Source organism: Corynebacterium atrinae (assembly GCF_030408455.1).
Taxonomy (GTDB): domain Bacteria; phylum Actinomycetota; class Actinomycetes; order Mycobacteriales; family Mycobacteriaceae; genus Corynebacterium; species Corynebacterium atrinae.
Genome location: NZ_CP046977.1, coordinates 2,266,197 through 2,292,160, shown reverse-complemented (window position 1 = coordinate 2,292,160; position 25,964 = coordinate 2,266,197). Strand labels below are relative to the sequence as shown.

The 25,964-nt window shown below is 64.6% G+C and carries 25 protein-coding genes; 19 read left to right on the top strand and 6 right to left on the bottom strand.

The genetic code is table 11. The features are described from left to right. Window positions 1-15: 15 nt before the first annotated feature. Window positions 16-531: a TetR/AcrR family transcriptional regulator gene (locus tag CATRI_RS11285; RefSeq protein WP_290217629.1), complete on the bottom strand. Its 516-nt coding sequence runs from the start codon at window positions 529-531 to the stop codon at window positions 16-18. Next, entirely contained in the window at window positions 521-1,906 is a 1,386-nt protein-coding gene (locus CATRI_RS11280) for an MFS transporter (protein ID WP_290217627.1), read from the bottom strand. Before CATRI_RS11280 ends, CATRI_RS11285 begins: the two co-directional genes overlap by 11 nt. Window positions 1,907-1,987: 81 nt before the next feature. Here CATRI_RS11280 and CATRI_RS11275 point away from each other — a divergent pair, with 81 nt between their 5' ends. The 5 genes from CATRI_RS11275 (at window position 1,988) to CATRI_RS11255 (ending at window position 7,786) form a co-directional block, all read left to right on the top strand. Continuing rightward, on the top strand, window positions 1,988-3,739 hold the full coding sequence (locus CATRI_RS11275; RefSeq protein WP_290217625.1) for a pyruvate dehydrogenase: 1,752 nt from the start codon (window positions 1,988-1,990) through the stop codon (window positions 3,737-3,739). A gap of 4 nt (window positions 3,740-3,743) precedes the next feature. Beyond that, window positions 3,744-4,754 (top strand): alanine racemase, encoded by a 1,011-nt coding sequence (locus tag CATRI_RS11270; protein ID WP_290217623.1) that lies wholly within the window; start codon window positions 3,744-3,746, stop codon window positions 4,752-4,754. A gap of 41 nt (window positions 4,755-4,795) precedes the next feature. Continuing rightward, window positions 4,796-5,551: a MerR family transcriptional regulator gene (locus tag CATRI_RS11265; RefSeq protein WP_290217621.1), complete on the top strand. Its 756-nt coding sequence runs from the start codon at window positions 4,796-4,798 to the stop codon at window positions 5,549-5,551. An 82-nt stretch (window positions 5,552-5,633) separates the two neighbouring features. Next, the gene (locus CATRI_RS11260) at window positions 5,634-6,350 is read left to right on the top strand and encodes a response regulator transcription factor (protein ID WP_290217619.1); all 717 of its coding nucleotides are present in this window, start codon (window positions 5,634-5,636) and stop codon (window positions 6,348-6,350) included. Between the two features lie 101 nt (window positions 6,351-6,451). Continuing rightward, entirely contained in the window at window positions 6,452-7,786 is a 1,335-nt protein-coding gene (locus tag CATRI_RS11255) for a sensor histidine kinase (protein ID WP_435384206.1), read from the top strand. Here the strand turns inward: CATRI_RS11255 and trpB are convergent. After that, window positions 7,783-9,117 (bottom strand): tryptophan synthase subunit beta, encoded by a 1,335-nt coding sequence (trpB, locus tag CATRI_RS11250; protein ID WP_290217615.1) that lies wholly within the window; start codon window positions 9,115-9,117, stop codon window positions 7,783-7,785. The genes CATRI_RS11255 and trpB overlap by 4 nt on opposite strands. Before the next feature lie 216 nt (window positions 9,118-9,333). On the opposite strand from trpB, the gene CATRI_RS11245 reads away from it, so the two are divergent. From CATRI_RS11245 to CATRI_RS11230, 4 genes are all read left to right on the top strand, one after another. Then, window positions 9,334-10,497: an alpha/beta hydrolase gene (locus tag CATRI_RS11245; protein WP_290217614.1), complete on the top strand. Its 1,164-nt coding sequence runs from the start codon at window positions 9,334-9,336 to the stop codon at window positions 10,495-10,497. Between the two features lie 123 nt (window positions 10,498-10,620). Beyond that, complete coding sequence (locus CATRI_RS11240) at window positions 10,621-11,295, top strand: TetR/AcrR family transcriptional regulator (protein WP_290217612.1); 675 nt, start codon at window positions 10,621-10,623, stop codon at window positions 11,293-11,295. Continuing rightward, window positions 11,292-12,218: an ABC transporter ATP-binding protein gene (locus CATRI_RS11235; protein ID WP_290217610.1), complete on the top strand. Its 927-nt coding sequence runs from the start codon at window positions 11,292-11,294 to the stop codon at window positions 12,216-12,218. Before CATRI_RS11240 ends, CATRI_RS11235 begins: the two co-directional genes overlap by 4 nt. Further along, a complete protein-coding gene (locus CATRI_RS11230; RefSeq protein ID WP_290217608.1) occupies window positions 12,215-13,039 on the top strand; it encodes an efflux permease Rv1217c-related protein in 825 nt (274 codons plus the stop codon). The genes CATRI_RS11235 and CATRI_RS11230 overlap by 4 nt, the downstream gene beginning before the upstream one ends. 10 nt (window positions 13,040-13,049) lie before the next feature. On the opposite strand, the gene CATRI_RS11225 is transcribed toward CATRI_RS11230, so the two are convergent. The 3 genes from CATRI_RS11225 to CATRI_RS11215 form a co-directional block, all read right to left on the bottom strand. Further along, window positions 13,050-13,334, bottom strand: a complete 285-nt coding sequence (locus CATRI_RS11225; protein ID WP_290217606.1) for a 2Fe-2S iron-sulfur cluster-binding protein — start codon at window positions 13,332-13,334, stop codon at window positions 13,050-13,052. Then, window positions 13,322-13,855 (bottom strand): esterase/lipase family protein, encoded by a 534-nt coding sequence (locus CATRI_RS11220; protein ID WP_290217603.1) that lies wholly within the window; start codon window positions 13,853-13,855, stop codon window positions 13,322-13,324. The genes CATRI_RS11225 and CATRI_RS11220 overlap by 13 nt, the downstream gene beginning before the upstream one ends. A 68-nt stretch (window positions 13,856-13,923) precedes the next feature. Then, complete coding sequence (locus CATRI_RS11215) at window positions 13,924-14,349, bottom strand: HIT family protein (protein ID WP_290217602.1); 426 nt, start codon at window positions 14,347-14,349, stop codon at window positions 13,924-13,926. Between the two features lie 69 nt (window positions 14,350-14,418). Between CATRI_RS11215 and purD the strand changes: the two genes are divergently transcribed. The 10 genes from purD to purL all read left to right on the top strand — a co-directional run bounded on the left by purD (window position 14,419) and on the right by purL (window position 25,909). Next, on the top strand, window positions 14,419-15,696 hold the full coding sequence (gene purD / locus CATRI_RS11210; protein ID WP_290217600.1) for a phosphoribosylamine--glycine ligase: 1,278 nt from the start codon (window positions 14,419-14,421) through the stop codon (window positions 15,694-15,696). A gap of 41 nt (window positions 15,697-15,737) precedes the next feature. Next, on the top strand, window positions 15,738-16,856 hold the full coding sequence (locus CATRI_RS11205; protein ID WP_290221160.1) for a pyridoxal phosphate-dependent aminotransferase: 1,119 nt from the start codon (window positions 15,738-15,740) through the stop codon (window positions 16,854-16,856). Between the two features lie 16 nt (window positions 16,857-16,872). Further along, complete coding sequence (purB, locus tag CATRI_RS11200) at window positions 16,873-18,312, top strand: adenylosuccinate lyase (RefSeq protein WP_290221157.1); 1,440 nt, start codon at window positions 16,873-16,875, stop codon at window positions 18,310-18,312. Between the two features lie 44 nt (window positions 18,313-18,356). Continuing rightward, the gene (locus CATRI_RS11195) at window positions 18,357-19,250 is read left to right on the top strand and encodes a phosphoribosylaminoimidazolesuccinocarboxamide synthase (RefSeq protein WP_290217598.1); all 894 of its coding nucleotides are present in this window, start codon (window positions 18,357-18,359) and stop codon (window positions 19,248-19,250) included. A gap of 30 nt (window positions 19,251-19,280) precedes the next feature. Continuing rightward, window positions 19,281-21,389 (top strand): S9 family peptidase, encoded by a 2,109-nt coding sequence (locus CATRI_RS11190; RefSeq protein WP_290217596.1) that lies wholly within the window; start codon window positions 19,281-19,283, stop codon window positions 21,387-21,389. Window positions 21,390-21,433: 44 nt separating this feature from the next. Continuing rightward, window positions 21,434-22,105, top strand: a complete 672-nt coding sequence (locus tag CATRI_RS11185; RefSeq protein ID WP_290217594.1) for a DUF2334 domain-containing protein — start codon at window positions 21,434-21,436, stop codon at window positions 22,103-22,105. A gap of 21 nt (window positions 22,106-22,126) precedes the next feature. Beyond that, window positions 22,127-22,621, top strand: a complete 495-nt coding sequence (locus tag CATRI_RS11180) for a glutathione peroxidase (RefSeq protein WP_290217592.1) — start codon at window positions 22,127-22,129, stop codon at window positions 22,619-22,621. 82 nt (window positions 22,622-22,703) lie between these two features. Beyond that, window positions 22,704-22,949, top strand: coding sequence for a phosphoribosylformylglycinamidine synthase subunit PurS (purS, locus tag CATRI_RS11175; RefSeq protein ID WP_290217590.1), 246 nt, complete (start codon window positions 22,704-22,706; stop codon window positions 22,947-22,949). Then, a complete protein-coding gene (gene purQ / locus CATRI_RS11170; protein WP_290217588.1) occupies window positions 22,946-23,617 on the top strand; it encodes a phosphoribosylformylglycinamidine synthase subunit PurQ in 672 nt (223 codons plus the stop codon). Before purS ends, purQ begins: the two co-directional genes overlap by 4 nt. Window positions 23,618-23,632: 15 nt before the next feature. Further along, entirely contained in the window at window positions 23,633-25,909 is a 2,277-nt protein-coding gene (gene purL / locus CATRI_RS11165; RefSeq protein ID WP_290217586.1) for a phosphoribosylformylglycinamidine synthase subunit PurL, read from the top strand. Window positions 25,910-25,964 lie beyond the last annotated feature (55 nt).

Below are 25,964 nucleotides of genomic sequence, written 5' to 3'. Positions count from 1 at the left end.
TGGGAAGCTTAGGGGCTACTCCGGGATTTGGCGCAGGATCGAGTCCACGAGATGCGTTCGTTGCTCAAGCGTCAGCGTGTTGTGATGCACGTGATCGTGCGCCCACAGGCCGTAGGACATGAGGAGGTACGGGTACAGCTCGCTTTCCGGCGCGACCGTCATCCACTGGTTCTCCATGCTTTCCCACAGGTCAGGCAGGCCGTCGTGGGCTCGAGATTCGATGCACATGAGCAACTCGGCGCGCTCGGCGTTGCCACCCATGCTCTGGACGACGGCCCGCAGGCGCTGGGTGTCGCTGAGCTCCGAGGCCGGTGCCCCGGCGATCTCCTCCAACTCCGCCTCCCATGTATCAATGAAGTGCTGGATGATGCCGCGCAGCAGTTCCAGGCGGGAGGGGAAGTGGTAGATGATGCCGGATTTGGACAAGCCGGAGGCCTCGGCGAGGGATTCGTAGCTGACGGCATCCACCCCGCGGGCCTCGATGATGCCGATGGCGGCCTGGATGATGACGTCGCGTTTGCTAGTGCGCATTACCTGCTCCCTTGGGGTTGCCGCGGAAGCACCAACCGGTGAGGGCGGCACACAGGGCAGCCACGGCGGCGAGGACAACGAGGATGCGGAAGTACGCCGTGTCGTAGGAACCCGTGGACAAGGTCAGGACGGGGAGGAGGCTACCGAGGATTGCCACCGACAGCAGGGTGCCGAACTCGTAGGAAACCTCCTCCACGCCCGCGGCCATGCCCGCGCGGCGGACCGGGGCGGAGCCGACGATAGCGGTGGAAGAGACCGACATGATGGAACCGGCACCGGCGCCGACGAGCGCGAGGGAGGTGACGAAGCCGGGCATGATGTCGGCGGTGCCGAAGTAGATGGCCAGGCTCACGCCCAGCGCTACGGCGACGAATCCGCCGGTAATGAGCGGAATGAACCCGACCCGGTGCAGGAAGGCACCGCCGAGGATGGAGAAGGGGAACGCGGCGACGGTGACGGCGATGACGAGCAGGCCCGCCTCCAGGGGTGAGTAGCCGAGGGAGATTTGGAAGCGCTGCGTGGTCAGCAACTCCAGCCCGGCGACGGCGAACATCGCACCACCGGCGGCGAGCACGCCGCCGGAGAAAATCCGTGAGCGGAAGATGTCGAAGGCCAGGAGGGGATCGTCGAGGCGGCGTTGGCGGCGGGTGAAGGCGATGGCACCGGCGATGCCGATGACCAATGCCGCGGACAACAGCCACCACTTCCGATCGGGGTTGGCGGTCTCCTTGATGGTCATGACCAGCCCTGAGAGGGCGAACAGGGCATAGAGCGAGGAGATGGTGTCCCAGTGCTTGTTGGGGTTGGGCATGTTTGCTGGGGCGACGATGACCGTGGCCACGAGCGCGATGATGACGATGGGGACGTTGATGAGGAAGATCGAGCCCCACCAGAAGTGCTCGAGGAGTAGGCCGCCGACGACGGGGCCGGCCGCGGCGCCGAGGACGGCGACCGAGCCCCACACGCCGATGGCGGTGTTGCGCTCGCGCTCATCCGTGAAGGTGATGCGGATGAGGGCGAGGGTGGCGGGCATCATGACGGCGGCGCCGAAGCCGAGGAAGGCGCGGGCGGCGACGAGCAGCCAGGCGTCGGGGGCGAAGGCGGCGGCGAGGGAGGCGACGCCGAAGACGACGAGGCCGACGATGAACATGAGGCGGTGCCCGATGCGGTCGCCGAGCGTGCCGGTGCCCAGCAGCAGGCCCGCCAGCACGAGCGGGTAGGCGTTAATGACCCACAGGCCCTGGGCATCATTCATGTGGAGTTGCTCGCGCAGCTCCGGCAAAGCGGTGTAGAGAATCGAGTTATCCACGCCGATCATGAGGAGGCCGAGCGAGATAACTAGCAGGAAGGTCCATCGTTGTATTGCGGTACTCACGGCGGGTAACTGTACCGAACGGTTGTTACAGTTTCAAAAGGCTTCATGCGATGGAATGTGACCGCGGGTACTTTCGGAAACATGGAAAACACCTTCGCTCGACAGCTCATCAACACCCTCGAAAAGGAAGGAGTGCAGCGAATCTACGGAGTCGTGGGCGATAGCCTCAACCCGATAGTCGACGCGATTCGCGATTCGGACATCGAATGGGTACACGTTCGCAATGAGGAGGCCGCCGCCTTCGCCGCGGGGGCGGAATCCCTCATTACTGGGAAGCTGGCCGTCTGTGCCGGCTCCTGCGGCCCGGGCAATACCCACCTCATTCAGGGCCTTTATGATTCCAACCGCAACGGCGCCAAGGTCTTAGCCATCGCCTCGCACATCCCGAGTAACCAGATCGGCTCCCACTTCTTCCAGGAGACCCACCCCGAGCAGATCTTCCAGGAGTGCTCCGGCTACTGCGAGATGGTGAACTCGGCGAACCAGGGCGCGCGTATCCTGCACCATGCCATCCAGTCCACGATGGCGGGCAAGGGCGTGTCCGTCCTCATCATCCCCGGCGATATCGCGGCCGCCGAAGCCGGCGATCAGATGTTCCTCGATTCGAAGATCGCGACGGGACAGCCGATCGTCTTCCCCGACCCCGCCGAGGCCGCCGCCCTGGTCCAGGCCATCAACGAGGCCGATACCGTCGCCCTTTTCTGCGGCGCCGGCGTGAAGAACGCCCGCGAGCAGGTTCTCGCCCTGGCGGAGAAAATTAAGTCCCCCATTGGCCACGCTTTCGGCGGCAAGATGTACATCCAGTACGACAACCCCTTCGACGTTGGAATGTCCGGCCTGCTCGGTTACGGCGCCTGCTACGACGCCACCCACGAGGCCGATCTGCTCATCCTCCTGGGCACCGACTTCCCCTACTCGGATTTCCTGCCCTCCAAGAATGTCGCCCAGGTCGACATTGATGCTTCCCACATCGGCCGCCGCACGACCATCAAGTACCCGGTCGTCGGCGATGTCGCGGCCACGATCGAGAACATCCTGCCGCACGTGGAGGAGAAGGGCCGCGAGTTCCTGGACAAGCAGCTGCGCAACCATGCCAAGATCCTCGGCGGCGTCATCGACGCGTATGGCTCCAATGCCGAGAAGCACAAGCCGATCCACCCCGAGTTCGCCGCCTCACTCATCGATGAGCTGGCGGACGAGGATGCCATCTTCACCGTTGATACCGGCATGTGCAACGTGTGGGCGGCGCGCTACCTGACGCCGAACGGGCGTCGAGAAGAAGTTGGCTCCTTCCGCCACGGCACCATGGCCAACGCGCTCCCGCAGGCCATCGGCGCCCAGTTCGCCGACCGTGATCGCCAGGTGGTGACCTTCTCTGGCGATGGCGGCCTAGCCATGCTCCTCGGCGAGCTGCTCACCGTGAAGCTGCATGAGCTGCCGATCAAGTCGATCGTGTTCAACAACTCCTCCCTCGGCATGGTGAAGCTGGAAATGCTCGTCGCCGGAATGCCCGAGTTCGGCACCGATCATGACCAGGTCAATTACGCCGACATCGCCGCCGCCATGGGGATCAAGTCCGTGCGCATCGAGGACCCGAAGAAGATGCGCAAGCAGCTCCAGGCGGCGTTGGCCGAGCCGGGCCCGGTGCTCATCGACATCGTCACCGATGCCAACGCGCTGTCCATTCCGCCGAACATAACGTGGGAGATGCTCATCGGCTTCTCCCGCGCCGCTACCCGCACTGTCTTCGGTGGTGGCGTCGGCCGCATGGTCGACCTCGCCCGCGCCAACCTGCGCAACATTGGTGCAGCCGCGGCCATCGAGCGCTACTAGTCCCATGACCCCCATCGTCCGCATCGACCTCGACCGCCTGCGCGCCAACATCGCCAGCATGGCGGCCTCGGAGATTCCGCTGCGCCCGCATGTGAAAACGCACAAGATACCCGAGATCGCCCGCCTACAACTGGCGGCCGGCGCGCGCGGACTGACGGTGGCCACGGTCGGCGAGGCGGAGGTCTTCGCCGAGGTCGCCGACGACATCTTCATCGCCTACCCCGTGTGGGCCGACGATCGCCTCGCCGCGCTGTCCCGGCGGGTCTCGCTCACCGTCGGCTGCGATTCCGTCGAGGCGGCCCGCCGCCTCTCGCTTATCGACGCCTCCGTTCCCCTCCTCATCGAAATCGATTCCGGTCACCACCGCTCCGGTGTCCCCGTAGAGCGGGTAGGGCCGCTGGCCCGCCAAATCCTCGACCTCGGCCTGGAGGTGCGCGGCGCCTTCACCTTCCCCGGGCATTCCTACCAACCGGGACAGATGGGCGCCGCGGCCGAGGACGAAGCCGTGGCCCTGAGCCAAGCGGGCGAGATCCTGCGCGAGCTGGGAATCCGTGACCCAGTCCTCTCCGGAGGCTCCACGCCCTCCGCGCGTGTGGCGGATGCAAGTGTGCTCACCGAGCTGCGCCCCGGCGTCTATGTGTTCAACGATGCCCAGCAGCTCGAACTCGGGACCTGCGGATGGGAAGACATCGCCCTGACAGTCCGGGCGCGGGTGATCTCGCGCCGGGCGGATCTCCACCAGGTCATCCTCGACGCCGGCTCCAAGATCTTGAGTGCCGATCGCCCGGCCTGGGCTAGCGGTTTCGGCCGGATCATGGGAGTGCCCGATGCGCGGCTAACGGCCGTGTCCGAACACCACGGCACCGTCGCCTGGCCGACTGGCGAGCCCCTCCCAACAATCGGCGAGGAGGTCGACGTCGTCCCCAACCACGTCTGCCCCGTGCTCAACCTCGTCGATGAGGTCGAGGTCTCCGACGGCAGCCGCTGGGTCGTCGCCGCCCGCGGGAAAAACTAGGGGTTGCGCTTGACGCGGCGTCAACGACCAGAGTGTTTCCTGTGACCGATTATCACATCAGCGAAGCCGCTGACATCCTCAACATCACCACCCGCACGCTGCGGCATTGGGATCACATCGGGCTGTTAGTCCCCGGCTGGCGCACCAGCGCCGACCACCGTCTCTACACCGACGACGACCTCGATCGGGCCCTGCAGATCCTCGTCTACCGCGAGGCGGGCCTGTCGCTCAAGGACATCGCCGAGCTTATCGACGTCCCCGGCACCGCCACCGAAAAGCTGCACCGTCAGCGGGTGGTCCTCGTGGAGAAAATCGGTCACCTGCACCGGATGGTCCGGGCAGTGGACAACCTTCTCGAAGGAGGAGACACCATGAGCATGGAAGAAAAGATCGAGCTGTTCGGCAAGGAGTGGCCCGGCTACCAGCAGGAAGCCGAGGAGCGCTGGGGTAACACCCCGGAGTGGGCGCAGGCCCAAGCCACGCAGGCGGAGATGACCCGCGAGGATTGGGTCGCCGTCAAGGAGGAGCATGACGCGTTTGTCGCGATGCTTGCCGACGCCGCCGCCCGCGGCGTCGCGCCGGGCACGGCGGAGGCGACCGCGATCGTCGATAAGCACCGGGCCAGCATTGCGCAATGGTACGACATGACGCCGGCGAAGCAGGTGCTCCTGGCGCGGATGTACACCTGCGACGAGCGCTTCAACGAGACCTACCAGGGGCACGCAGAGTACCTCTTGACGCTGGTGGAGGCACAAGCGGAAAAGGAGGGCGTCGATTTGGCAGCGGTCGAATGGTAGTCAGCTAATTCCCAGAGTTCACCCAGGGCAGTCGAAGTGCTATCGAGTTCAATCAAGGCATCGACTGTGAAAGTGATGGACAATGGAGAACATGAACGAAATCCAGCCCGAAGTTAAGGTCCTCGTCGTTGATGACGAACCCAACATCGTTGAGCTGCTCACCGTAAGCCTCAAGTTCCAGGGCTTCGAAGTGCGCACCGCAAGCTCTGGGACCGAGGCCCTGCGCATTGCCCGGGAGTTCAACCCCGATGCCTACATCCTCGATGTGATGATGCCCGGCATGGACGGATTTGAGCTGCTGGGCAAGCTCCGTTCGGAAGGCCTCGATGGGCCGGTCCTTTATCTCACCGCCAAGGACGCGGTGGAGAACCGCATCCACGGCCTCACCATCGGCGCCGATGATTACGTGACCAAGCCGTTCTCGCTGGAAGAGGTGATTACCCGCCTGCGCGTAATTCTGCGCCGGGGCCACCTCGTCGACAACGCTTCCGACGACGCCACGATTAGCTACGCCGACCTCACCCTCAACGACGAGACCCACGAGGTCATCAAGGCAGGCAAGGTCGTTGAGCTTTCCCCGACCGAGTTCAACCTGCTGCGCTACCTCCTGCTCAACGCCGAGGTTGTCCTATCGAAGTCGAAGATCCTCGACAACGTCTGGCACTACGACTTCGGTGGAGATGGCAACGTGGTCGAGTCGTACATCTCCTACCTGCGCCGCAAGGTCGATACCGGCGACGTTCCGCTCATCCAGACCGTCCGAGGAGTCGGGTACGTCCTGCGGACACCACGCCAGTGACTATCCCGCCCTACCCGTCCACCGAGGCGGGAAGCGACTACGGGCGCGGCGACCTGAAAGAAGAACAACCCACCTGGAACTTCCGCATTGGCCGCCACGAGCTGCCGCTGCGGACCTGGCTCGTCATCATTATCGTCCTCATCTCCGGATTGGGACTAGCGGGCAGCTCCGTGGCCGTTTCCTCCATCATGCGGGAAGTGACCTACGCCCAGGTCGATGACGAGCTCATCAACTCCGCCAGCGGCTGGGCCCGCAACGAAGGCATCTTCAACGCCGATCGCGGCCCCCGGCCGCCCTCGGACTACGTGGTAATCAAGCTTTTCGACGACGGCTCCAGCGTCATCTTCAACGACCCCGGCCCCAGCCTCGACCTCACGGGTCTCGCCGTCGAAGGTCCCCCGCGGACGATCTACTCCTCGAACAACGAGACCTACCGCGCCATCTCCATCCGCGAAAACGGGGTCACCACCGTTGTGGCCCGCACCCTGGAAGGCGAACACACCCTCCTGCTCGGTTTGGCGATGGTCCAAGCAGTGATCAGCCTTCTCGTCCTCGCGATCCTCGCGCTCCTGGGCTATTACTTCATCCGCCAAGCCATGGCACCCCTGCGCGAAGTGGAACGCACCGCCAAAGCCATCGCCGACGGCGACATCGACCGCCGCGTCCCCCAATGGCCCCGCAGCACCGAAGTCGGCCAACTCGCCTACGCGCTCAACATCATGCTCGGCCAACTCCAAGACTCCATCGAATCGGCGCAAGAAAAGGAAGCCCAAATGCGCCGCTTCGTCGGCGACGCCTCGCATGAACTCCGCACCCCGCTGACCTCCGTGCGCGGATACACCGAGCTCTACCGCTCTGGCGCCACCGACAACGTGGACCTGGTCTTCCGCAAAATCGACGCCGAATCCCAACGCATGAGCCTGCTCGTCGAAGACCTCCTAGCCCTCACCCGCGCCGAAGGTGCCCGCCTCGAACGCGCCAAGGTAGACCTGCTCGAGACCTCCCTCTCCGTTGCCAGCTCCGCGCGCGCTGCCTTCCCCGGCCGCTCCATCGCCGTCACCAACTCCACCGCCTCCATCCCCATTGTCAAAGGCGACGCCGCCCGCCTCCACCAAGTACTGCTCAACCTCGTCTCCAACGGGCTCATCCACGGCGGCGAGTCCGCCGCAGTCTCCATCGAGCTATCCCTCGATGGCAACGACGTCCTGGTTAGCGTGCGTGACGACGGCCGCGGCATGCCCCAGGACGTCGCCAGCCACATCTTTGAACGCTTCTACCGCGAGGATGCCTCCCGCTCCCGAGCCTCCGGCGGCTCCGGCCTGGGTCTGGCCATCACCAAATCCCTCGTCGAAGCCCACGGCGGCACCATCTCCGTGAGCTCCGTTCCCGGGGAAGGCAGCGAGTTCGTCGTCCGGCTGCCTCGATTGGCGGACTAACCCTGCTCGGCTTCTAGCTCCGCCTCTAAGTCGGCGATAGCACCCGCGACGTTGGGAGCATCAACGTGGTGGACCATGGGATCCTCATCTGCGGCGTCTCCCAACAGTCGGCGCACGTAGTTGAGGTCCTTATCGCCGCGCCCAGAGAGATTGACCAAGTAGATCTTCTCCTCCGTCGAGCCTTCGGCCAGCTTGAGCGCGTGCGCTAGAGCATGCGAAGACTCAAGAGCCGGGATGATGCCCTCGTAGCGAGTGAGCAGCCGGAAAGCATGGAGAGCCTCGGCATCCGTGGCGCCGACGTACTGTGCCCGGCCGGTCTCCAGCAACCACGCGTGCTCCGGTCCCACACCCGGGTAATCCAGGCCAGCGGAAATGGAATGGGAGTTGAGCACGTCCTGGTCGCCCTCGCCGAGCATGACATACGACCGCGAGCCGTGGAGGATGCCTTCGCGGCCGCGCTCCAGCGGGGCGCCGTGCTTGCCGCTGGCGAGTCCCTCGCCGGCGGGTTCGACACCGATGAGTTGAACGTCCTCGTCGTCGTAGTACTCCGCGAAGGCGCCGATGGCGTTGGAGCCACCGCCGACCGCGGCGATGACGGCGTCGGGAAGCCTGCCCGTCTCCTCCTGGATCTGAGCGCGGGATTCCTTGGAGATGATCCGGTGGTACTCCTTGACCAAGCTGGGGAAGGGGTGCGGTCCGGCAGCGGTTCCCAGCAGGTAGTGGGTGTTCTCGTAGGACTCCACCCAGTCCATGAGGGCGACGTCGACAGCATTTTGCAGCCCATTGCCTCCGTCTTCGTTGACGGCGACGACCTCGGCTCCCATCAAGCGCATGCGGTAGACGTTGGCGGTTTGGCGGGCAATGTCGCGGGCACCCATGTAGATGGTGCAGCTCATGCCAAAGCGGGCGGCCGCCATTGCTGTGGCGGTGCCGTGCTGGCCAGCGCCAGTTTCTGCGATGAGTCGGGTCTTGCCCAGGCGCTTGGCCAGCAGGGCCTGAGCCATCACCTGGTTGCCCTTGTGGGCGCCACCGTGAACGAGATCCTCACGCTTGAGGAAAATCCGGGCCTTCCCCTCCCGAGGGAGGTTGACCAGCTCCGTGATTGGAGTTGGTCGGCCGAGGTAGGAGCGGTACAGCTTGTCCAACTCGGCGTGGAACTGGGGATCCTCCAGAGCTATGGCGTAGGCGCGTTCCAGCTCATCGAGAACCGGCAGCAGCATGGGCGGGACGAACTGGCCACCGAATCGACCGAAGTAGGCGTTGAGAATCGTCGGGCGGGCTTCGCCCTCCGCTAGCTCGGGATTGGGGTGAAGGCGGGGAGTGAGGTCCATGAATATAACAATAGGGATGGTCAGCGGCGGTTACGGGAGGTTTCGCAAACTTGCCCTACATTTGGCGTTGGCTCGGTGACGCCTCGGGTGATTTCACACGATAAGGGGGCCTCGGTTGGTTAAGGATCTGTCAACGCACCTACCGAAGGCGAACTGGAGATAGGCCGCGACAACTCCGTGGCCCTTTCGAGCGCGAGTTCTGAAACAATGGCCAGGGTGAGCGCAGAGGCTTGGTTCCTCAGAGCGGGCATCGCCGTGTCAGCGATGGGTGCTGCGTTATTCCGGCCGGTGCGCTTCCCTCGGCCGGGAGGCACATTCGGGGTGGGTACGACGACCCGACAGAGGCGGGATCACACCAGGTCTGAGATTCTCTCCACGGACCCGAGTGATGCCCGCGAGCTGGCCGCGCAAGTGTGGTACCCGACGACGATGACTCGCGGTACCCGGAGCATCTACCTTGCCGACGCACCGGAAGTCTTTCGGTCACTTCTTCAGGCGCTGCGGGTGGTAACCGGGGGCCGTACCTCGCCGCCAGCATTCCTCTTTCGCAAGCTCGCGAGGTCCAGGACAAACGCGTTTGTTGACGCGCCGGCAGTGCCAGAGGAGGCGTTCCCGGTGATTGTGGCCCTTTCCGGATTTGGCGGTTTCCGTACCGCCAACACCATTCTTATCGAGGCACTGGCCTCGCGCGGCTATGTCGTCGTCGGGATAGATCAGCCCTACGTGTCCGCGTGCACGCGGTTGGCCGACGGTCGCATGGCGAGGATGAAGCCACGCGGTCATCTCTACGACGAGCACAGCGAGAATGATGTCATCGGGCACCTGGCTGCCGATGTCAGCGTGGTGCTCGACGAACTTGCCCGAGACCCGATGCTCGCCCGGATCAGCACCACTGCGCGTGCGGGTGTCATGGGTGTTTCTATGGGCGGTACCGTCGCCGCAGCGGCGGCCCGAGCAGACGCCAGAATCGCGGCCTGTCTCATGATGGATGCGGCGATGCCCGCCGACGCCGCTGCGCACGGTATCCCGTGCGCAGCGCTGTGGCTTACCCGGCCGGTCAAAGATATGCGCCGTGAACGTCGACACGCAGGTGGCTGGTCAGAAGCCGTCATTGAGAACACCCTCGGGTCGATGAAGGCCGCACTCTCGCGCCAAACACCAGGAACCGGGCGGCTCATCAGCATCCCCGACATGTTCCACATCGACTTCACTGATGCGCCGCATTGGTTCCCGTGGGCGCGCTGGGTTGGACTATCTGGCCGTATTGGCCCACGCCGCGCCCACCAGATCATCATCGGGTATGCCGAGCGCTTCTTCAATCACGCGCTGATCCGTCAGGAGATCGGCGAACACCGCAGCTCCTCAAACTCCACCCGATAGGGGGCGGGATGGTGTGCCCGAGGGGCGTCGAGAAGCGTGCATGGACGCAAGTTTTTCGGTATCGAAGCAGGCCACAGGTCGAGGCCTTGACCATGTACTGAATGACCGTTTAGTCTACTGACTATGCATTCAGTATCCGAGTCTTCCGATCTGACGGGGCGTGCCCGTGTCCGAGACGCGGCGATCCAGCTATTCGGGGAGCAGGGGTTCGACAAGACGAGCGTGAAGGCGATCGCAGAAGCCGCCGGCGTTAGTCCTGGTCTGGTGATCCACCACTTCGGGTCGAAGGATGAGTTGCGGCGCGTCTGCGACGAGTTTGTGATCGCGAAGCTGATTGATGAGCGATTCGCCTCAGCGGAGACTCCCTCCGCGGACTTGGTGCAGGCGCTACTGGCCGAAGCGACGAGCGCGGGGCCGAAGTTTAACTACCTTGCGCGTCTACTGGTCGAACCGGGTAAGGCCGGTGACGAACTGTTCACCCGACTAGTGGCGAGCACGGAGCGGAACCTGGCCGATGGGCGTGCGGCAGGGGCGATCATGCCTGCGTCTGACCCTGAGGCGACCGCGATGCTGGTGACCGTGTTTGGAATTTCGCAGTTCCTTGTGCGCGATCGCTTAGCACAGGCCTTGGGGGCTGACCCCTTCTCCGCGGAGGGCGCGGCACGGTTCACGCTCCCGACACTCGAGATCTTCACCGAGGGTCTCTATGCCAACTCGGAGTTGCTGACGGCAGCTCGAAGTGCCCTCGCCGGACAGAGCGAGGCCGTACCTGACGAAGGAAAGGGATCTCAGACATGAGCGCTGTTATTGAGACACGAGAGTTGCAGAAGAAATATGGAAAGCATCTCGCCGTCGACGGAATCAGCCTGCGCGTCGACCAAGGATCGGTGTTCGGGTTGATTGGCCCGAATGGTGCGGGCAAGACGACGGTGTTGCGGATGCTGGTAGACATCATCCGTCCTACCGCTGGCGAATTGTTGGTCCTCGGCTGCGTACCGCGGAGTTCGGGTACGGCGCTGCGGCGTCGGATCGGCTACCTGCCAGGTGAGTTGAAGCTGGCCGAACGCATCCGGGGCGGCACCCTCTTGCGTCACCTGGCTCAGATCAGCGGCCCGGTCGAGCCGGGCATGATCGAATCGCTGGCTGAACGGCTGGATCTTGATCTCAACCGGCCAGTGCGTGCGTTGTCGAAGGGAAATCGGCAGAAGCTGGGCCTGATCCAAGCCTTCATGCATCGGCCCGAGCTGTTGATCCTCGACGAGCCGACCAGTGGCCTGGACCCTTTGATCCAACGGGAGTTCCTAGCGATGGTGCGGGAGGCACGCGAGGCGGGCCAATCGGTTCTGCTCAGTTCGCACATTCTATCGGAGATACAGCACACCGCCGATGATGTGGCGGTGCTCGCCGGGGGCAGGATCGTCGCCCATGGCGACGTGTCGTCGCTGCGGCTCTCCAGCGTCTCCCACCTGCGCGCCGTGCTTGCTGAGGCCACCGCTGACACGGTGAGGGCGACGCTGTCGGCTGTGCCGACACTGGATGAACTGGTCACGGAACCGACCGCTTCGGGTGATCTGGTGAGAGTCACGGCCACCCTCCGAGGCGAGGCCGATCCGGTCGTGAAAACCCTCGCGCAGTTCAACGTGCGTGATCTTACTATCGAAGAACCCGACCTCGAAGAGTCGATCCTCGATCTTTATACACGAAAGGATGGCACGACATGACCACAACCATGAACACCCGCGTCCCCAAAGTGGCAGCTCCGATCTTCACCCGGCACCTGGTGGACGGATGGCGCGGGCAACTCGGATGGTCGGTTGGTATCGCGGCGGTGATCGGCATGTACCTGCCGCTGTTCCCCTCTTTGCAGTCGCCAGATCTCGAGCAGTTGATTGACAGCCTCCCATCGGAACTGGTCAACACTCTCGGGTTTGATCAGATCGCCAGCGGCACTGGCTACACCCAAGCGACGTTCTTCGGCCTGCTCGGGTTCGTGCTCGCCGCGATCGCCAGCATTTCCTGGGGCTCAGCATTCATCGCGGGCACCGAGGAATCAGGGAGACTCGAACTCACGCTTGCCCATACGGTCGGACGCACGCAGTACGCGCTTGAAAGCGCAGCCGCGCTCATCGTAAAAATCCTCGCCCTCGGTGCCGTGGCATTCCTGCTGATCCTCGCAATCAACACACCGGCTGAACTCGATCTGTCCGGGGCAAACCTCCTGGCCACCACCCTTGCCTGGGTCTCCCTCGGTCTCGTGTCGGGGCTCGCCGCTCTGGCATTCGGGGCGATGACGGGGCGTCGCTCCTGGGCAATCGGCGCCGGTGCAAGCATCGCGGTGATCGGCTACGGTCTCGACACCCTCGGCGGCACGAGCGAAGATCTGGATTGGTTGACGATCTTCTCTCCTTATCACTGGGCGTTTGGCCGAGACCCGCTCGCTGAGGGCTTCGACTGGGGTGGGCTAGCACTCCTGTGGGGTCTGTCGGCAGTCCTCATTGGCATCACCGCCTGGGCGCTGTCCCGCCGCGACATCCTCGGGTAGCCCACATCGGTCACTCAAACTCCACGCGGTAGGGACCGTCGTCCTTGCGCCGGGTTTGGCAGGCAAGTGTCTGGTCCTCGTGCTTGATCTCGTAGGGGGAGAGGACCTCATTGTTGTCCATGGTGGACTCACCGCCGGTGAGGGTGCATTGGCAGGTGCCGCAGTGGCCTTCCATGCAGGAGTAGTGGGCGGGGATGGCGTGGTCGAGGAGGGCGTCGAGAAGCGTGTGGTCGGCGGGCCAGGTGAAGTCGTACTCCACGCCATCGACCCGGGCGGTGTGTTCTATGGGGTCCATCGCAGGGCCTGGATGATCTCGTCGGCGAGGCCGGGGAGGTATTCGTGGCGTATGCCGTGGACGTTGATGATCTCGCCGAGCTCGCTGGAGGAGCGGGGGACGTAGTGGTCGCGGTCGGAGATGATGGAGACGACGCGGGTGCCCTCTGGCTCGGTGGCCTCGATCGGGCGCATCAACTCGGTGGCGCCGCGGCCCAGGAAGGCCCGGGCGCTCAGGGAAAAGAGCTGGTTGGGTGGGGTGGGCAAGCCACGGAACGTGGCGCCCAGGCCGACCAATGTGCGGACCCGGCCGGGGAAGCGGTGGGCGATCCGCAGCCCCAGGAGGGCGCCGAGGGAATGGCCGACGATGTCGAGGTGAGTTGCGGGAGGGAGGGCGTCGATAAGCTCTGTTAAAGAGTCATCCAGCGAGACGGTGCCGCGGCGGCCGTAGGCGGGCGCGACGACGGGGATGCGACGGGCGACGAGGGCGCGGGCGGTGCGTTCGAAGTTGCCCGGCGAGCCCATGAGGCCGTGGAGGAGCACGACGGGCGGGCCGGGGAACTCAGGGAATTCGGGCAGGCGCCCGCGGTGGGGGACCCAGCGGAGGAACGTCAGAGGGGGAATCCGTTCTCATCGGTGTCGAGGATCGCGCGGATCTTGGCGGCGGCGGCGTCCATTTCTTCCGGGTCGGTGGCGTCCATGGCCAGGGCGCGGGAGAAATCGTAGTCGCTCATCTGGTCGGTAGGGAAGACGTGGATGTGGGCGTGGGGGACGTCGAAACCGGCGATGATGTAGCCGGCGCGGGGGGCGTCGAACGCCTCTTGCACGGCGCGGCCGACGTTCTGGGCGACGTCATTGAGCGCCATCCACAGCATGGGCGGGAGATCGGTCCACCGGTCGACCTCCTTGATGGGAACGACGAGGACGTGGCCGTATCGCAGGGGCTCGATGGTGAGGAAGGCCACCACCTGGTCGTCGCGGTAAACGAAGCGGCCCGGCAGCTCGCCGTTGATGATGTTGGTGAACACGCTACTCATGGAACCTAGGCTACCTGCGTGGGTTAGTAGTCGGCGCGGTCGGGAGGGCTACCGATTAGACTGCACCCCATGCGCATTCTCGTGATCGGATCGGGCGGCCGCGAACACGCCCTCCTCAAGGGCCTGGCAGCCGACCCCGCCACCACTGAACTCCACGTCACTCCCGGAAACGCTGGGATGGCGGGCTTGGCCACGGTGCATCCTTCGGCCGGGGCGGTGGATGATGGTGCGGCGATGGTGGCGCTGGCTACCTCGATTGGCGCCGATCTCGTGGTCATTGGCCCGGAGATCCCGCTGGTGGCGGGCGTGGCGGATGATCTGCGTGCGGCCGGTTTCGCCGTGTTCGGCCCGAGTAAGGCGGCGGCGCAGCTGGAGGGTTCGAAAAAGTTCGCCAAGGAGGTCATGGAGGCCGCGGGCGTGAAGACCGCGCAGGCGGAGCAGGTCCTGCCGGGCGCATCGGAGTCTGAGATCGAGGCCGCGATCGATCGTTTCGGCCCGACCTGGGTGGTCAAGGATGATGGCCTGGCCGGTGGCAAGGGCGTGGTGGTCACTCCTTCCCGCGAGGCGGCCCTCGAGCATGTCCGCGCCGTGCATTCCCTGGGCAATCCCGTGCTGCTGGAGTCCTTCCTCGCCGGACCCGAGGTGTCCCTGTTCTGCCTGGTCGATGGCGAAACAGTCGTCCCGTTGCTGCCCGCGCAGGATCACAAGCGCGCCTATGACAACGATGAGGGCCCCAACACCGGCGGCATGGGTGCGTACACGCCGCTGCCGTGGTTGCCAGCTGACGGCGTGCAGCGCATCGTCGACGAGGTCTGCGTGCCCGTTGCCCGCGAGATGGTCAGGCGCGGCACTCCCTACTCGGGCCTGCTGTACGCCGGTCTGGCCTGGGATACCGATGGCCCCTGGGTCGTGGAGTTCAACGCGCGCTTCGGCGATCCGGAAACCCAGGCGGTCCTGGCGTTGCTGGAATCCCCGCTGGCTACTGTCCTGGCCGCCGTCGCCAATGGCACCCTGGCGCAGCTGCCGCCGTTGACCTGGGCGGATTCCTACGCGCTCACGGTCGTGCTCGCCGCCGCAGGGTACCCGGAGTCGCCGCGCACCGGCGATCCGATCAGTGGAGAAGTGCTTATCGACGCCGCCCGGGTCCTCCATGCGGGCACCGCCCGCGTGGACGACGGCACCCTCGTGTCCAACGGTGGGCGCGTGCTTAATATCCTCGGCGTCGGCCCGACCCTCGAGGATGCTCGGGCGGATGCCTACGCCACCATCGCCGAGATTGAGCTCGACGGATCGTTCTACCGTCGCGATATCGCGCTGCCCGCCGTGCAGGGCGAGATCAAGGTATGAGCCTCGTTAGCCAGCGCGCCCACGTCCAACCCTTCCGCGTCATGCAGATGCTGGACATCGTGCACCGGCGGCGTCGCGAAGGAAAAGACACGATCATGCTGTGCGCGGGGCAGCCCGCAACGGGTGCTCCCGGGGTGGTCGTGGAGGCAGCGTCGGAGGCATTAGGGTCATCCACTCTGGGTTACACCGAGGTCGTCGGCGAGCGCGACCTGCGGGAGACGATCGCTGGGTGGCACTCCGCGACCTATGGCGTGGACACCTCCGCCGACAACGTCATTGTCACCACTGGTTCCTCGGGCGGTTTCGTCGCGGCGTTCCTTGCGGTCCTCGATCACGGTGACGCCGTCGCCCTAAGCTGCCCCGGGTACCCCGCCTACCGAAACATTCTTGAATCCCTCGGCGCCCGGATCATCGACCTGGAATGCGACGAATCCACTCGCTTCCAGCCGACCGCCGCGATGCTGGAGGCGCTGGCGGACGAGGATCGCCCGAAAGCCGTGATCGTCACCTCCCCGGGCAATCCCTCCGGAACGATCATCGATCCGGACGAGTTGGAGCGGATCGCTCACTGGTGCGATGCCAACGGCGCGGCACTCATCTCTGACGAGGACTACCACGGCATGAGTTTTGGCCGCCCGCTGGCCACCGCCCGACAATTTTCCGACCAGGCCATCGTGGTGGGCACCCTGTCGAAGTACTACTCCATGACTGGGTGGCGCATCGGCTGGCTCATCGTCCCCGACGAGCTGGTCACGCCCCTGGAAAACCTCCAGTCCTCCCTCGCCCTGTGTGCGCCGGCCATCTCCCAGGTTGCCGGGCGGGCAGCGTTCACACCCGCTGCTAGGGAGGAGCTCGACCAGCACGTCGCCGATTACGCTGCCGCGCGCCAGGTGCTGCTGGAAGAGTTGCCCCGCCTTGGGTTCACTCGCTTTGCTAATCCCGACGGTGGCCTCTATTTCTGGGTCGATGTCTCCCATGTCACCTCCGACTCGGAGGCCTGGTGCCACCAGCTGGTCGACGAGATTGGCGTTGCCTTCGCCCCGGGTATCGATTTCGATCCCATCAACGGCCACCAATGGGTGCGCTTGTCGCTGTGCGCGCCGGAGGCAGACACCCGGGAGGCATGCAAGCGCCTGGGAGCCTACTTAGAACGGGACTAGCTCCGTCCGTGCGATAATCGGGGGCGTGTCTGAAAAGAAGAAGATCGCCAACGTCCTGTCCAATCGCTACGCGTCCGCCGAGCTGACCGAGCTGTGGAGCGCCGAGCACAAGATTATTCTCGAACGCCAGCTCTGGATCGCGGTGATGAAGGCGCAACGCGATTTGGGAGTGGATATCCCGGCCGAGGCGATCGCGGCCTACGAAGCCGTTATTGACCAGGTTGATCTGCAGTCCATCGCGGACCGCGAGCGGATCACCCGCCACGACGTCAAGGCCCGCATCGAGGAGTTCAATGACCTCGCCGGACACGAGCATATCCACAAGGGCATGACGTCCCGCGACCTCACCGAAAACGTAGAGCAGCTGCAGATCTTCCAGTCGCTGGAATTGGTCCACGGCAAGGCGGTGGCCGTGGTGGCGCGCATTGCTAGACGTGCGAGCGAGTACCAGTCGCTCGTCATGGCCGGTCGATCCCACAACGTCGCTGCCCAAGCCACTACCTTGGGCAAGCGTTTCGCCACCGCAGCCGACGAGATGCTCTTGGCCATCGAACGCACCGAGGACCTGCTGGAGCGCTACCCCCTGCGCGGCATCAAGGGGCCGATGGGTACCTCGCAGGACATGTTGGACCTCATGGGCGGCAACGAATCGAAGCTGGCGTCGCTGGAGACCTCTATCTCTGATTACTTAGGCTTCCACCGCATGTTCGATTCGGTAGGGCAGGTCTACCCGCGTTCCCTCGACTTCGATGCCGTCTCCGCGTTGGTGCAGCTGGGCGCGGGGCCGTCGTCACTGGCGCACACCATCCGCCTCATGGCGGGCAACGAAACCGTGACGGAAGGGTTCAAGGAAGGCCAGGTTGGCTCCTCGGCGATGCCGCACAAGATGAACGCACGTTCCTGCGAGCGCGTCGGCGGCCTGCAGGTCATCCTGCGCGGCTACCTCACGATGGTCGCCGACCTGGCTGGCCAGCAGTGGAACGAGGGCGATGTGTTCTGCTCCGTCATCCGCCGCGTGGCCCTGCCCGATGCCTTCTTCGCGCTGGACGGCATGTTCGAGACCTTCCTCACGGTCCTCGACGAGTTCGGAGCATTCCCGGCGATGATCGACCGGGAATTGGAGCGCTACCTGCCATTCCTGGCCACGACCCGCATCCTCATGGCCGCCGTCCGCGCCGGGGTCGGACGCGAGACGGCCCACGAAGTGATCAAGGAAAACGCCGTGGCCGTGGCGCTGAACATGCGCGAAAATGGCGGTGAACAGGACCTCATCGAGCGCCTCGCGGCGGATGAGCGCCTGCCCATGACGCGGGAGGACCTCGACGCCGCCCTGGCAGACAAGCACGCCTTCATCGGTGCGGCGGAATCACAGGTGGCCCGGGTGGTCAGCCGGGTTGAAGCACTCGTGCAGATGCACCCGAATGCCGCCTCCTACCGTCCCGGCGAGATCCTGTAGCGAGCATTTCCCAACTAACGGGAGCAGGTCTACACTGCCTTATCATGCGCCCTGAGCTTTCCGAGTACAACCATCTTTCCGCAGGCAAAGTCCGGGAAATCTATGAGGTCGACGACGACACCCTTCTCATGGTCGTCTCTGATCGCATCTCTGCCTACGACCACATCCTCGATCCGGAGATCCCGGACAAGGGGCGGGTGCTCACGGCCATGAGCGTCTACTTCTTTGACACCATCGACTTCCCGAACCACCTCGCGGGCCCCGTGGATGATCCGCGGATCCCCGAGGAGGTCCTCGGCCGGGCGCTGGTGGTGAAGAAGCTGAAGATGCTCCCCTTCGAGTGCGTGGCGCGCGGCTACCTCACCGGCTCGGGGCTGAAGGAATACCGGGAGAATGGCACCGTCTGCGGCGTCGAGTTGCCGGAAGGACTGACGGAAGCGTCGAAGCTACCGGAACCGATCTTTACCCCGGCCACCAAGGCGGAGCTCGGCGACCATGATGAGAATGTCAGCTTTGAGGCGGTCGTCGAAAAGCTCGGTGAGACTCGCGCGGAGGAACTCCGCGATGCCACCCTGCGCATTTACCAGGAAGCCGCCGCGCTAGCGGAGGCGAAGGGCATCATCCTCGCGGACACCAAGTTTGAGTTCGGCGTGGACGAGGACGGCACGTTGGTGCTGGCCGATGAGGTACTCACCCCCGACTCTTCCCGCTACTGGCCGGCCGCGTCCTACGAAGAGGGTCAGGTGCAGCCGAGCTTTGACAAGCAGTACGTGCGTAATTGGCTGACCGGCCCGAAGTCGGGTTGGTCGGTGGACAGCGACGCCCTGCCGCCTGCCCTCCCGGGGTCTGTCGTCGAGGCGACCCGCGAGCGCTACATCGAGGCCTACGAGCGCCTGTCAGGCAGTAAGTTTTGCACCTGGGTGGGCTCCTGCGTCTAGCCCGGCCACCGGCGGCTACGATCGGTGACCATGAGTTTGCAGCCGCCCATCGCCCCCCGCCACCCCGTCACCCGCGAGTTCCACGGGCACACGTTCGTCGATGATTACGAGTGGTTGCGCGACAAGGAATCCACTGAGACGACCGAGTACTTAGAGGCGGAGAATGCCTACACCAAGCAGCAGACCGCCGACCTGGAGGGGCTGACCGAGGAGATCTACGGGGAGATCAAGTCGCGGATCAAGGAAACCGACATGTCGGTGCCGGTCCGCGCCGGGGACTATTGGTACTACGGCCGCACGATCGAGGGGAAGAATTACGGCCTGAGCTGCCGCATTCCCGTTTCCGAGGGGCAGGATCCGTGGGTGGCTCCGGTCATCCCGGAGGAGGGCGCGGTGGAGGGGGAGCAGATTCTCCTCGACCTCAACGAACTCGCCGAGGGGCATGAGTTCTTCTCCCTCGGCGCCTCCTCGGTGACGACCTCGGGGCGCTACCTGGCTTACTCCGTGGACACCGCTGGCGACGAGCGCTTCGACTTGTTCGTCCTCGACCTCGAGACCGGAGAACTCCTGCCGGACCGCCTGACGGGCATTTTCTACGGCGCGACCTGGGCGGGGGAGGAGTACCTGTTCTACCAGCGCGTCGACGAAGCGTGGCGCCCGGACACCGTGTGGCGCCACCGCATCGGCACGGACGCCGCGGAGGACGTCTGCGTGTTCCGCGAGGACGATGAGCACTTCTTCACCGGCGTCGGTTCGACCCGCTGCGAGAAATACCTCATCATCGAGTCTGCGTCCAAGGTCACCTCCGAGACCCGCGTGCTCGCCATGGATAATCCGGAGGGCGAGTTCCAGGTCCTGTGGCCGCGCGAATCGGGCGTGGAGTACAGCGTCGATCATGCCGTCATCGAGGGAGATAGCCGCTGGCTGGTCACCCACAATGCGACCGGCCCGAACTTCGAGGTCGGCGAATGCAGCGTGGCTGACCTGCCGCCGCTGCGCGAACTCACCGTCCTCATCCCGCACCGCGAGGACAGCCGCATCGAGGGCGTGGACACCTACCGCGACTTCATCGTCGCTGCTTATCGACGCGGCGCCATCGGACGCCTGTCCGTCATGGAACTGGTGGACGGCGCATTCGGCCGCTTCGAGGAACTCGATTTCGACGAGGAGCTCTACACCGCCGGCTTCGGCGGCAATCCGGAGTGGGATGCCCCCGTCATCCGTCTGTCCTACGGCAGCTTCACGACGCCCGCGCGGATCTACGACTACCGCGTCGCCACCCGCGAGCGCACCCTGCTCAAAGAGCAGGAAGTCCTCGGCGGCTACGACCGCTCCGAGTACACCGCCTACCGCCTTTGGGCCACCGCCCCCGACGGCGAACAGGTCCCCATCTCCGTTGTCCACCGCGTAGACCTGGACCTTTCCTCGCCCCGCCCGACGGTGCTCTACGGCTACGGGTCCTACGAAAGCAGCATCGACCCGAGCTTCTCCGTCTCCCGCCTTTCAGTACTAGACCGCGGCATGATCTTCGCCGTGGCCCACGTGCGCGGCGGCGGGGAGATGGGGCGCGGCTGGTACGACAACGGTAAGCAGCTGAGCAAGAAGAATACGTTCATGGACTTCATTGCCTGCGCCGATACACTTATCGCCCATGGCCTCACCGCCCCTGATCGACTCGTCGCCGAGGGCGGGTCCGCGGGAGGCATGCTCATGGGCGCGGTGGCCAACCTCGCTGCCGACCGTTTCGCAGGCATCCAAGCGATCGTCCCCTTCGTCGACCCGCTGACCTCCATGCTCAAGCCCGAGCTTCCGCTAACGGTGACCGAGTGGGACGAATGGGGTAACCCCTTCCACGACCGGGACGTCTACGAGTACATGGCCTCCTACGCGCCTTATGAGAACATCGAGGTCAAGAACTATCCCGACATCCTCGCTGTGACCTCGATCAATGACACGCGAGTGCTTTACGTCGAGCCGGCCAAGTGGATCGCCAAGCTTCGTGCCACCGCCACCGGAGGGCAGTTCCTGCTCAAGACCGAGATGTCCGCCGGGCACGGGGGAGTCTCCGGCCGCTACGACCGTTGGCGCCAGACCGCCTTCGAGTACGCCTGGACGGTGCGAACGGCCGGGGCTGCCTGACACTTGCCGCGACAGACCGGGCGGGCCGTGCGATAATCGCGGTCATGCGCGGCCGACTCCTGGTGTCTATATCCAGCATCTTCTCCGACACCAGGGCTGCGGTGGATTCCATGATTCAGGAGCTCGACCGCGAGGCCATCCCCGTCTCCCTCCTCGTCGCCCCGCACATCGACGGCAATTGGCATTTGGCCAAGGACGCAGACACCCGCGCGTGGTTGCGCGAGCAACAAGACGCCGGCCGTCCGCTCATCCTCAACGGCTTTGACCAGGCAGTGCAGGGCCGGCGCGCGGAGTTCGCCAGCCTCGAGGCCCACGAGGCCCGTCTCCGCCTGGCGGGGGCAACGCGGCAGATGGACAAGCTGGGATTTTCCACCACTATCTTTGCGCCTCCCCGATGGCGGCTGTCTCCCGGCACTCTGGAAGTCGCGCCGACGTTTGGTTTCACGCTCGTTGCCTCCACCCGTGGCTTGCACAATCTCACAAATGGTTCCTTCGAACAGTGCCGCAACCTGTCCGTTGGCGAAGGCTTCGGCGCTGCGAAATGGTGGCGGCGCAACGTCATCCGGGCGGCGCAGCGCGGCGCGGACCGCGGCAACACTATTAGGCTCTCGGTATCGGGCCGCAACCTGGAAGAGAAAAAGGTGGCGCGCGACTTCCTGCAGGCGGCACTCGTTGCTCGCGACAATGGGGCCGAGCCGTCCTCATATGGGGCCTAAAACGGGGCTAGTGTGGATGCCATGACGGATCTGCTTAACATTCCCGTGACCCTCAACGAGGGCACCGAATCCTCCCTCGCCGACATCTCCCCCAACGGCCTCATTCTCCTAGTCAACACCGCCTCCGAGTGTGGGCTCACCCCGCAGTACCGTGGGCTGCAAAAACTCCAAGAAACCTATGGAGCGCGCGGCTTCACCGTCCTCGGCGCCCCCTGCAACCAGTTCAATGGCCAGGAGCCGGGCAGCGACAAGCAGATCGCCAGTTTCTGCGCCCTCACCTACGCAATTAGCTTCCCGCTGTTGGCTAAAATCGACGTCAACGGCGAGAATGCCCACCCCCTCTACCGCGAGCTCACCCAGGTCGAAGACGCCGATGGGGAAGCAGGGGACGTGGCATGGAATTTTGAGAAGTTCCTCATCTCGCCGGAGGGTGAGGTCATCGAACGCATCCGCCCGCGGGTGGAGCCGACGTCCTTCGAGATGACCAAGCTCATCGAGGCGCACCTGCCGCGTTAGCCCGGCCTCCTCACGGGTAGGCTCCCCGCCGGAATGGGGTTAGACTAAGGCGGACCAAATCCGGCGAAGATAAGGGAAAACTGTGGCCCGTGTTGTTGTGAATGTCATGCCGAAGGCGGAAATCCTTGATCCTCAGGGTCAGGCTGTCCATCGCGCATTGGGACGCATTGGCGTAACCGGTGTCAGCGATGTCCGCCAGGGCAAGCGCTTCGAACTGGAGGTGGACGATTCTGTCACCGCCGCTGACCTGGAAAAGGTCGCCGAGACGCTTCTCGCTAACACCGTCATCGAAGACTTTGAGGTCGTAGGCGTGGAGGTCGCTTCGTGACCGCAAAGATTGGCGTCATTACCTTCCCCGGCACGCTTGACGACGTCGATGCCTCCCGCGCCGTCCGCCTCGCTGGCGCCGAGGCAGTCGATTTGTGGCATTCCGACGCCGACCTACGCGGCGTCGACGCGGTCGTCGTCCCCGGTGGTTTCTCCTACGGCGACTACCTGCGCTCGGGTGCTATCTCTGCCCTCGCACCGGTGATGCAGTCCGTGATTGAGGCTGCAGGTAAGGGCATGCCCGTCCTCGGCATCTGCAACGGCTTCCAAGTCCTCACCGAGGCCCGACTGCTCCCCGGCGCATTGACCCGCAACCAAGGCCTCCACTTCCACTGCACCGATACCTACCTTGAGGTCACCAACGCCGATACGGCCTGGACCTCGGACTTCGAGCTCGGGCAGAAGATCCTCATCCCGGCTAAGCACGGCGAGGGACGCTTCCAGGCCGATGCGGCCACCATCGAGGAACTGGAGGGGGAAGGCCGCGTGGTCTTCCGCTACACCGATAACTACAACGGTTCCGTCAACGCCATTGCTGGCGTGACCAACGAGACCGGCCGTGTGGTCGGCCTCATGCCACACCCGGAGCACGCTGTGGAAAAGCTCACCGGCCCGTCCATCGATGGCCTGGGTTTGTTCCTGTCCGCTATCGGCAAGATCGCAGCCTAGGAGGCCTTCGAAACCATGACAGTTCACAACGACACGGTCGCCGCTGCTCAAGCCGATCCGGATGCCCCCCAGCCCTACGCGGAGCTGGGACTGAAAGACGATGAGTACCAGCGCATCAAGAACATCCTCGGCCGCCGCCCCACCGCCGCCGAACTGACCGTCTATTCCGTCATGTGGTCCGAGCACTGCTCGTACAAGTCTTCCCGGGCGCACCTGCGCTACTTCGGGGAGACCACCACTCCCGAGATGGCTGAGAAGATCCTCGCCGGCATCGGTGAAAACGCCGGCGTGGTCGACGTCGGGGACGGAAACGCCGTTACCTTCCGCGTCGAATCCCACAACCACCCCTCCTACGTCGAGCCTTACCAGGGTGCAGCCACCGGCGTCGGCGGCATTGTCCGCGACATCATGGCCATGGGCGCCCGCCCGATCGCCGTCATGGATCAGCTGCGCTTCGGCCCTGCCGATGCCCCGGACACCCAGCGCGTCCTGCCCGGCGTCGTCCACGGTGTCGGCGGCTACGGCAACTGCCTCGGCCTCCCCAACATCGGCGGCGAAACCGTCTTCGATGCCTCCTACGCGGGCAACCCCCTGGTCAACGCCCTGTGCGTGGGCACCCTCAAGGTCGAAGACCTCAAGTTGGCCTTCGCTTCCGGCACCGGAAATAAGGTTATGCTCTTCGGCTCCCGCACCGGCCTCGATGGCATCGGCGGCGTCTCCGTTCTCGCCTCTGAGACCTTCGAAGACGGCGCCGAGCGCAAGCTCCCCGCCGTCCAGGTCGGCGACCCCTTTGCGGAAAAGGTCCTCATCGAGTGCTGCCTCGACCTCTATCACGCAGGTGTCGTCGTCGGCATCCAGGACCTCGGCGGTGCGGGCCTCGCCTGCGCTACCTCTGAGCTGGCCGCCTCCGGCGATGGCGGCATGCGCATCAACCTCGATGCCGTTCCGCTGCGCGCCGAGAACATGACCGCCGCCGAAATCCTCGCCTCCGAGTCCCAGGAGCGCATGTGCGCCGTGGTCACCCCGGAGAATGTGGAAAAATTCAAGGAGATCTGCGCCCACTGGGACGTCACCTGCGCGGAGATCGGCGAGGTCACCGACGAAGATGATCGACTCATCATCACTCACCTCGGTGAAGTGGTTATCGACGCCCCGCCGTCCTCCATCGACGACGGCCCCGTCTACGATCGCCCGTGGGCCCGCCCTGCCTGGCAGGACGACCTCCAGGTCTACGTCCCCGTCGAGCGCCCCGCCGACCTCAAGCAAGCCCTGCTGGACATGGTGTCTTCCCCGGCGCTGTGCTCGCGTGACTTCATCACCGAGCAGTATGACCGCTACGTCCGCGGCAACACCGTCAAGGCAAAGTACTCCGACGCTGGCGTCCTGCGCATTGACGAAGAGACCAACCGCGGCGTCGCCATCTCCGCCGATGCTTCCGGCCGTTACACCAAGCTCGATCCCAACACTGGCGTGCGCTTGGCTCTGGCGGAGGCTTACCGCAACGTGGCCGTCACCGGCGCCCGCCCGGTAGCCGTGACCAACTGCCTCAACTACGGTTCCCCCGAGAACCCCGACGTCATGTGGCAGTTCCGCGAGTCCGTCCACGGCCTCGCCGACGGCGCCAAGGAACTCGGAATCCCGGTTTCCGGCGGCAATGTCTCCTTCTACAACCAGACTGGCGACGAGCCGATCCTCCCCACCCCCGTCGTCGGCGTCCTCGGCGTTATCGACGATGTCCACCAGGCCATCGGACACGACCTCGGCTCCGTCAACGAGCCAGAAGTCCTCGTCCTCTTGGGCGAGACCTTCGACGAATTCGGCGGCTCCATCTGGCAGCAGGTCTCCGGTGGCGGCCTCAACGGTCTGCCCCCGAAGATCGACCTCACCAACGAGGAGCGCCTCGCCGACTTTTTCTCTGGCAACACCCTGCTCACCGCCGCCCACGACCTTTCCGAGGGCGGGCTGGCGCAGACGGTCGTCGAAATGGCTATCCGCGCCGACCTGGGCGTCGAGCTGGATCTCACAGCCGTTCACGAAGACGAGTTCGTGGCACTGTTCTCTGAGTCCGCATCCCGCGCGGTCGTCGCCACCACCGCCGACTGTGTCGACGCCGTCCTAGAGCGCGCCGCCGAATTCGGTGTCCCCGCCGCTCGCATCGGTGCAACCACCGCGGGCCGCGACTTCGTCGCCGGCTCCCTCACCGCATCGCTGGACGAGCTGAAGTCCGCTTGGCAGTCCACGCTGCCGGACCTCTTCGGACACGCAGTGGGAGCTAACTCGGTCGTCGAGTAGCTTTTTTAAGAAAGGCCCCAGGATGCAGCGAACGCTGCACCCTGGGGCCTTTTGC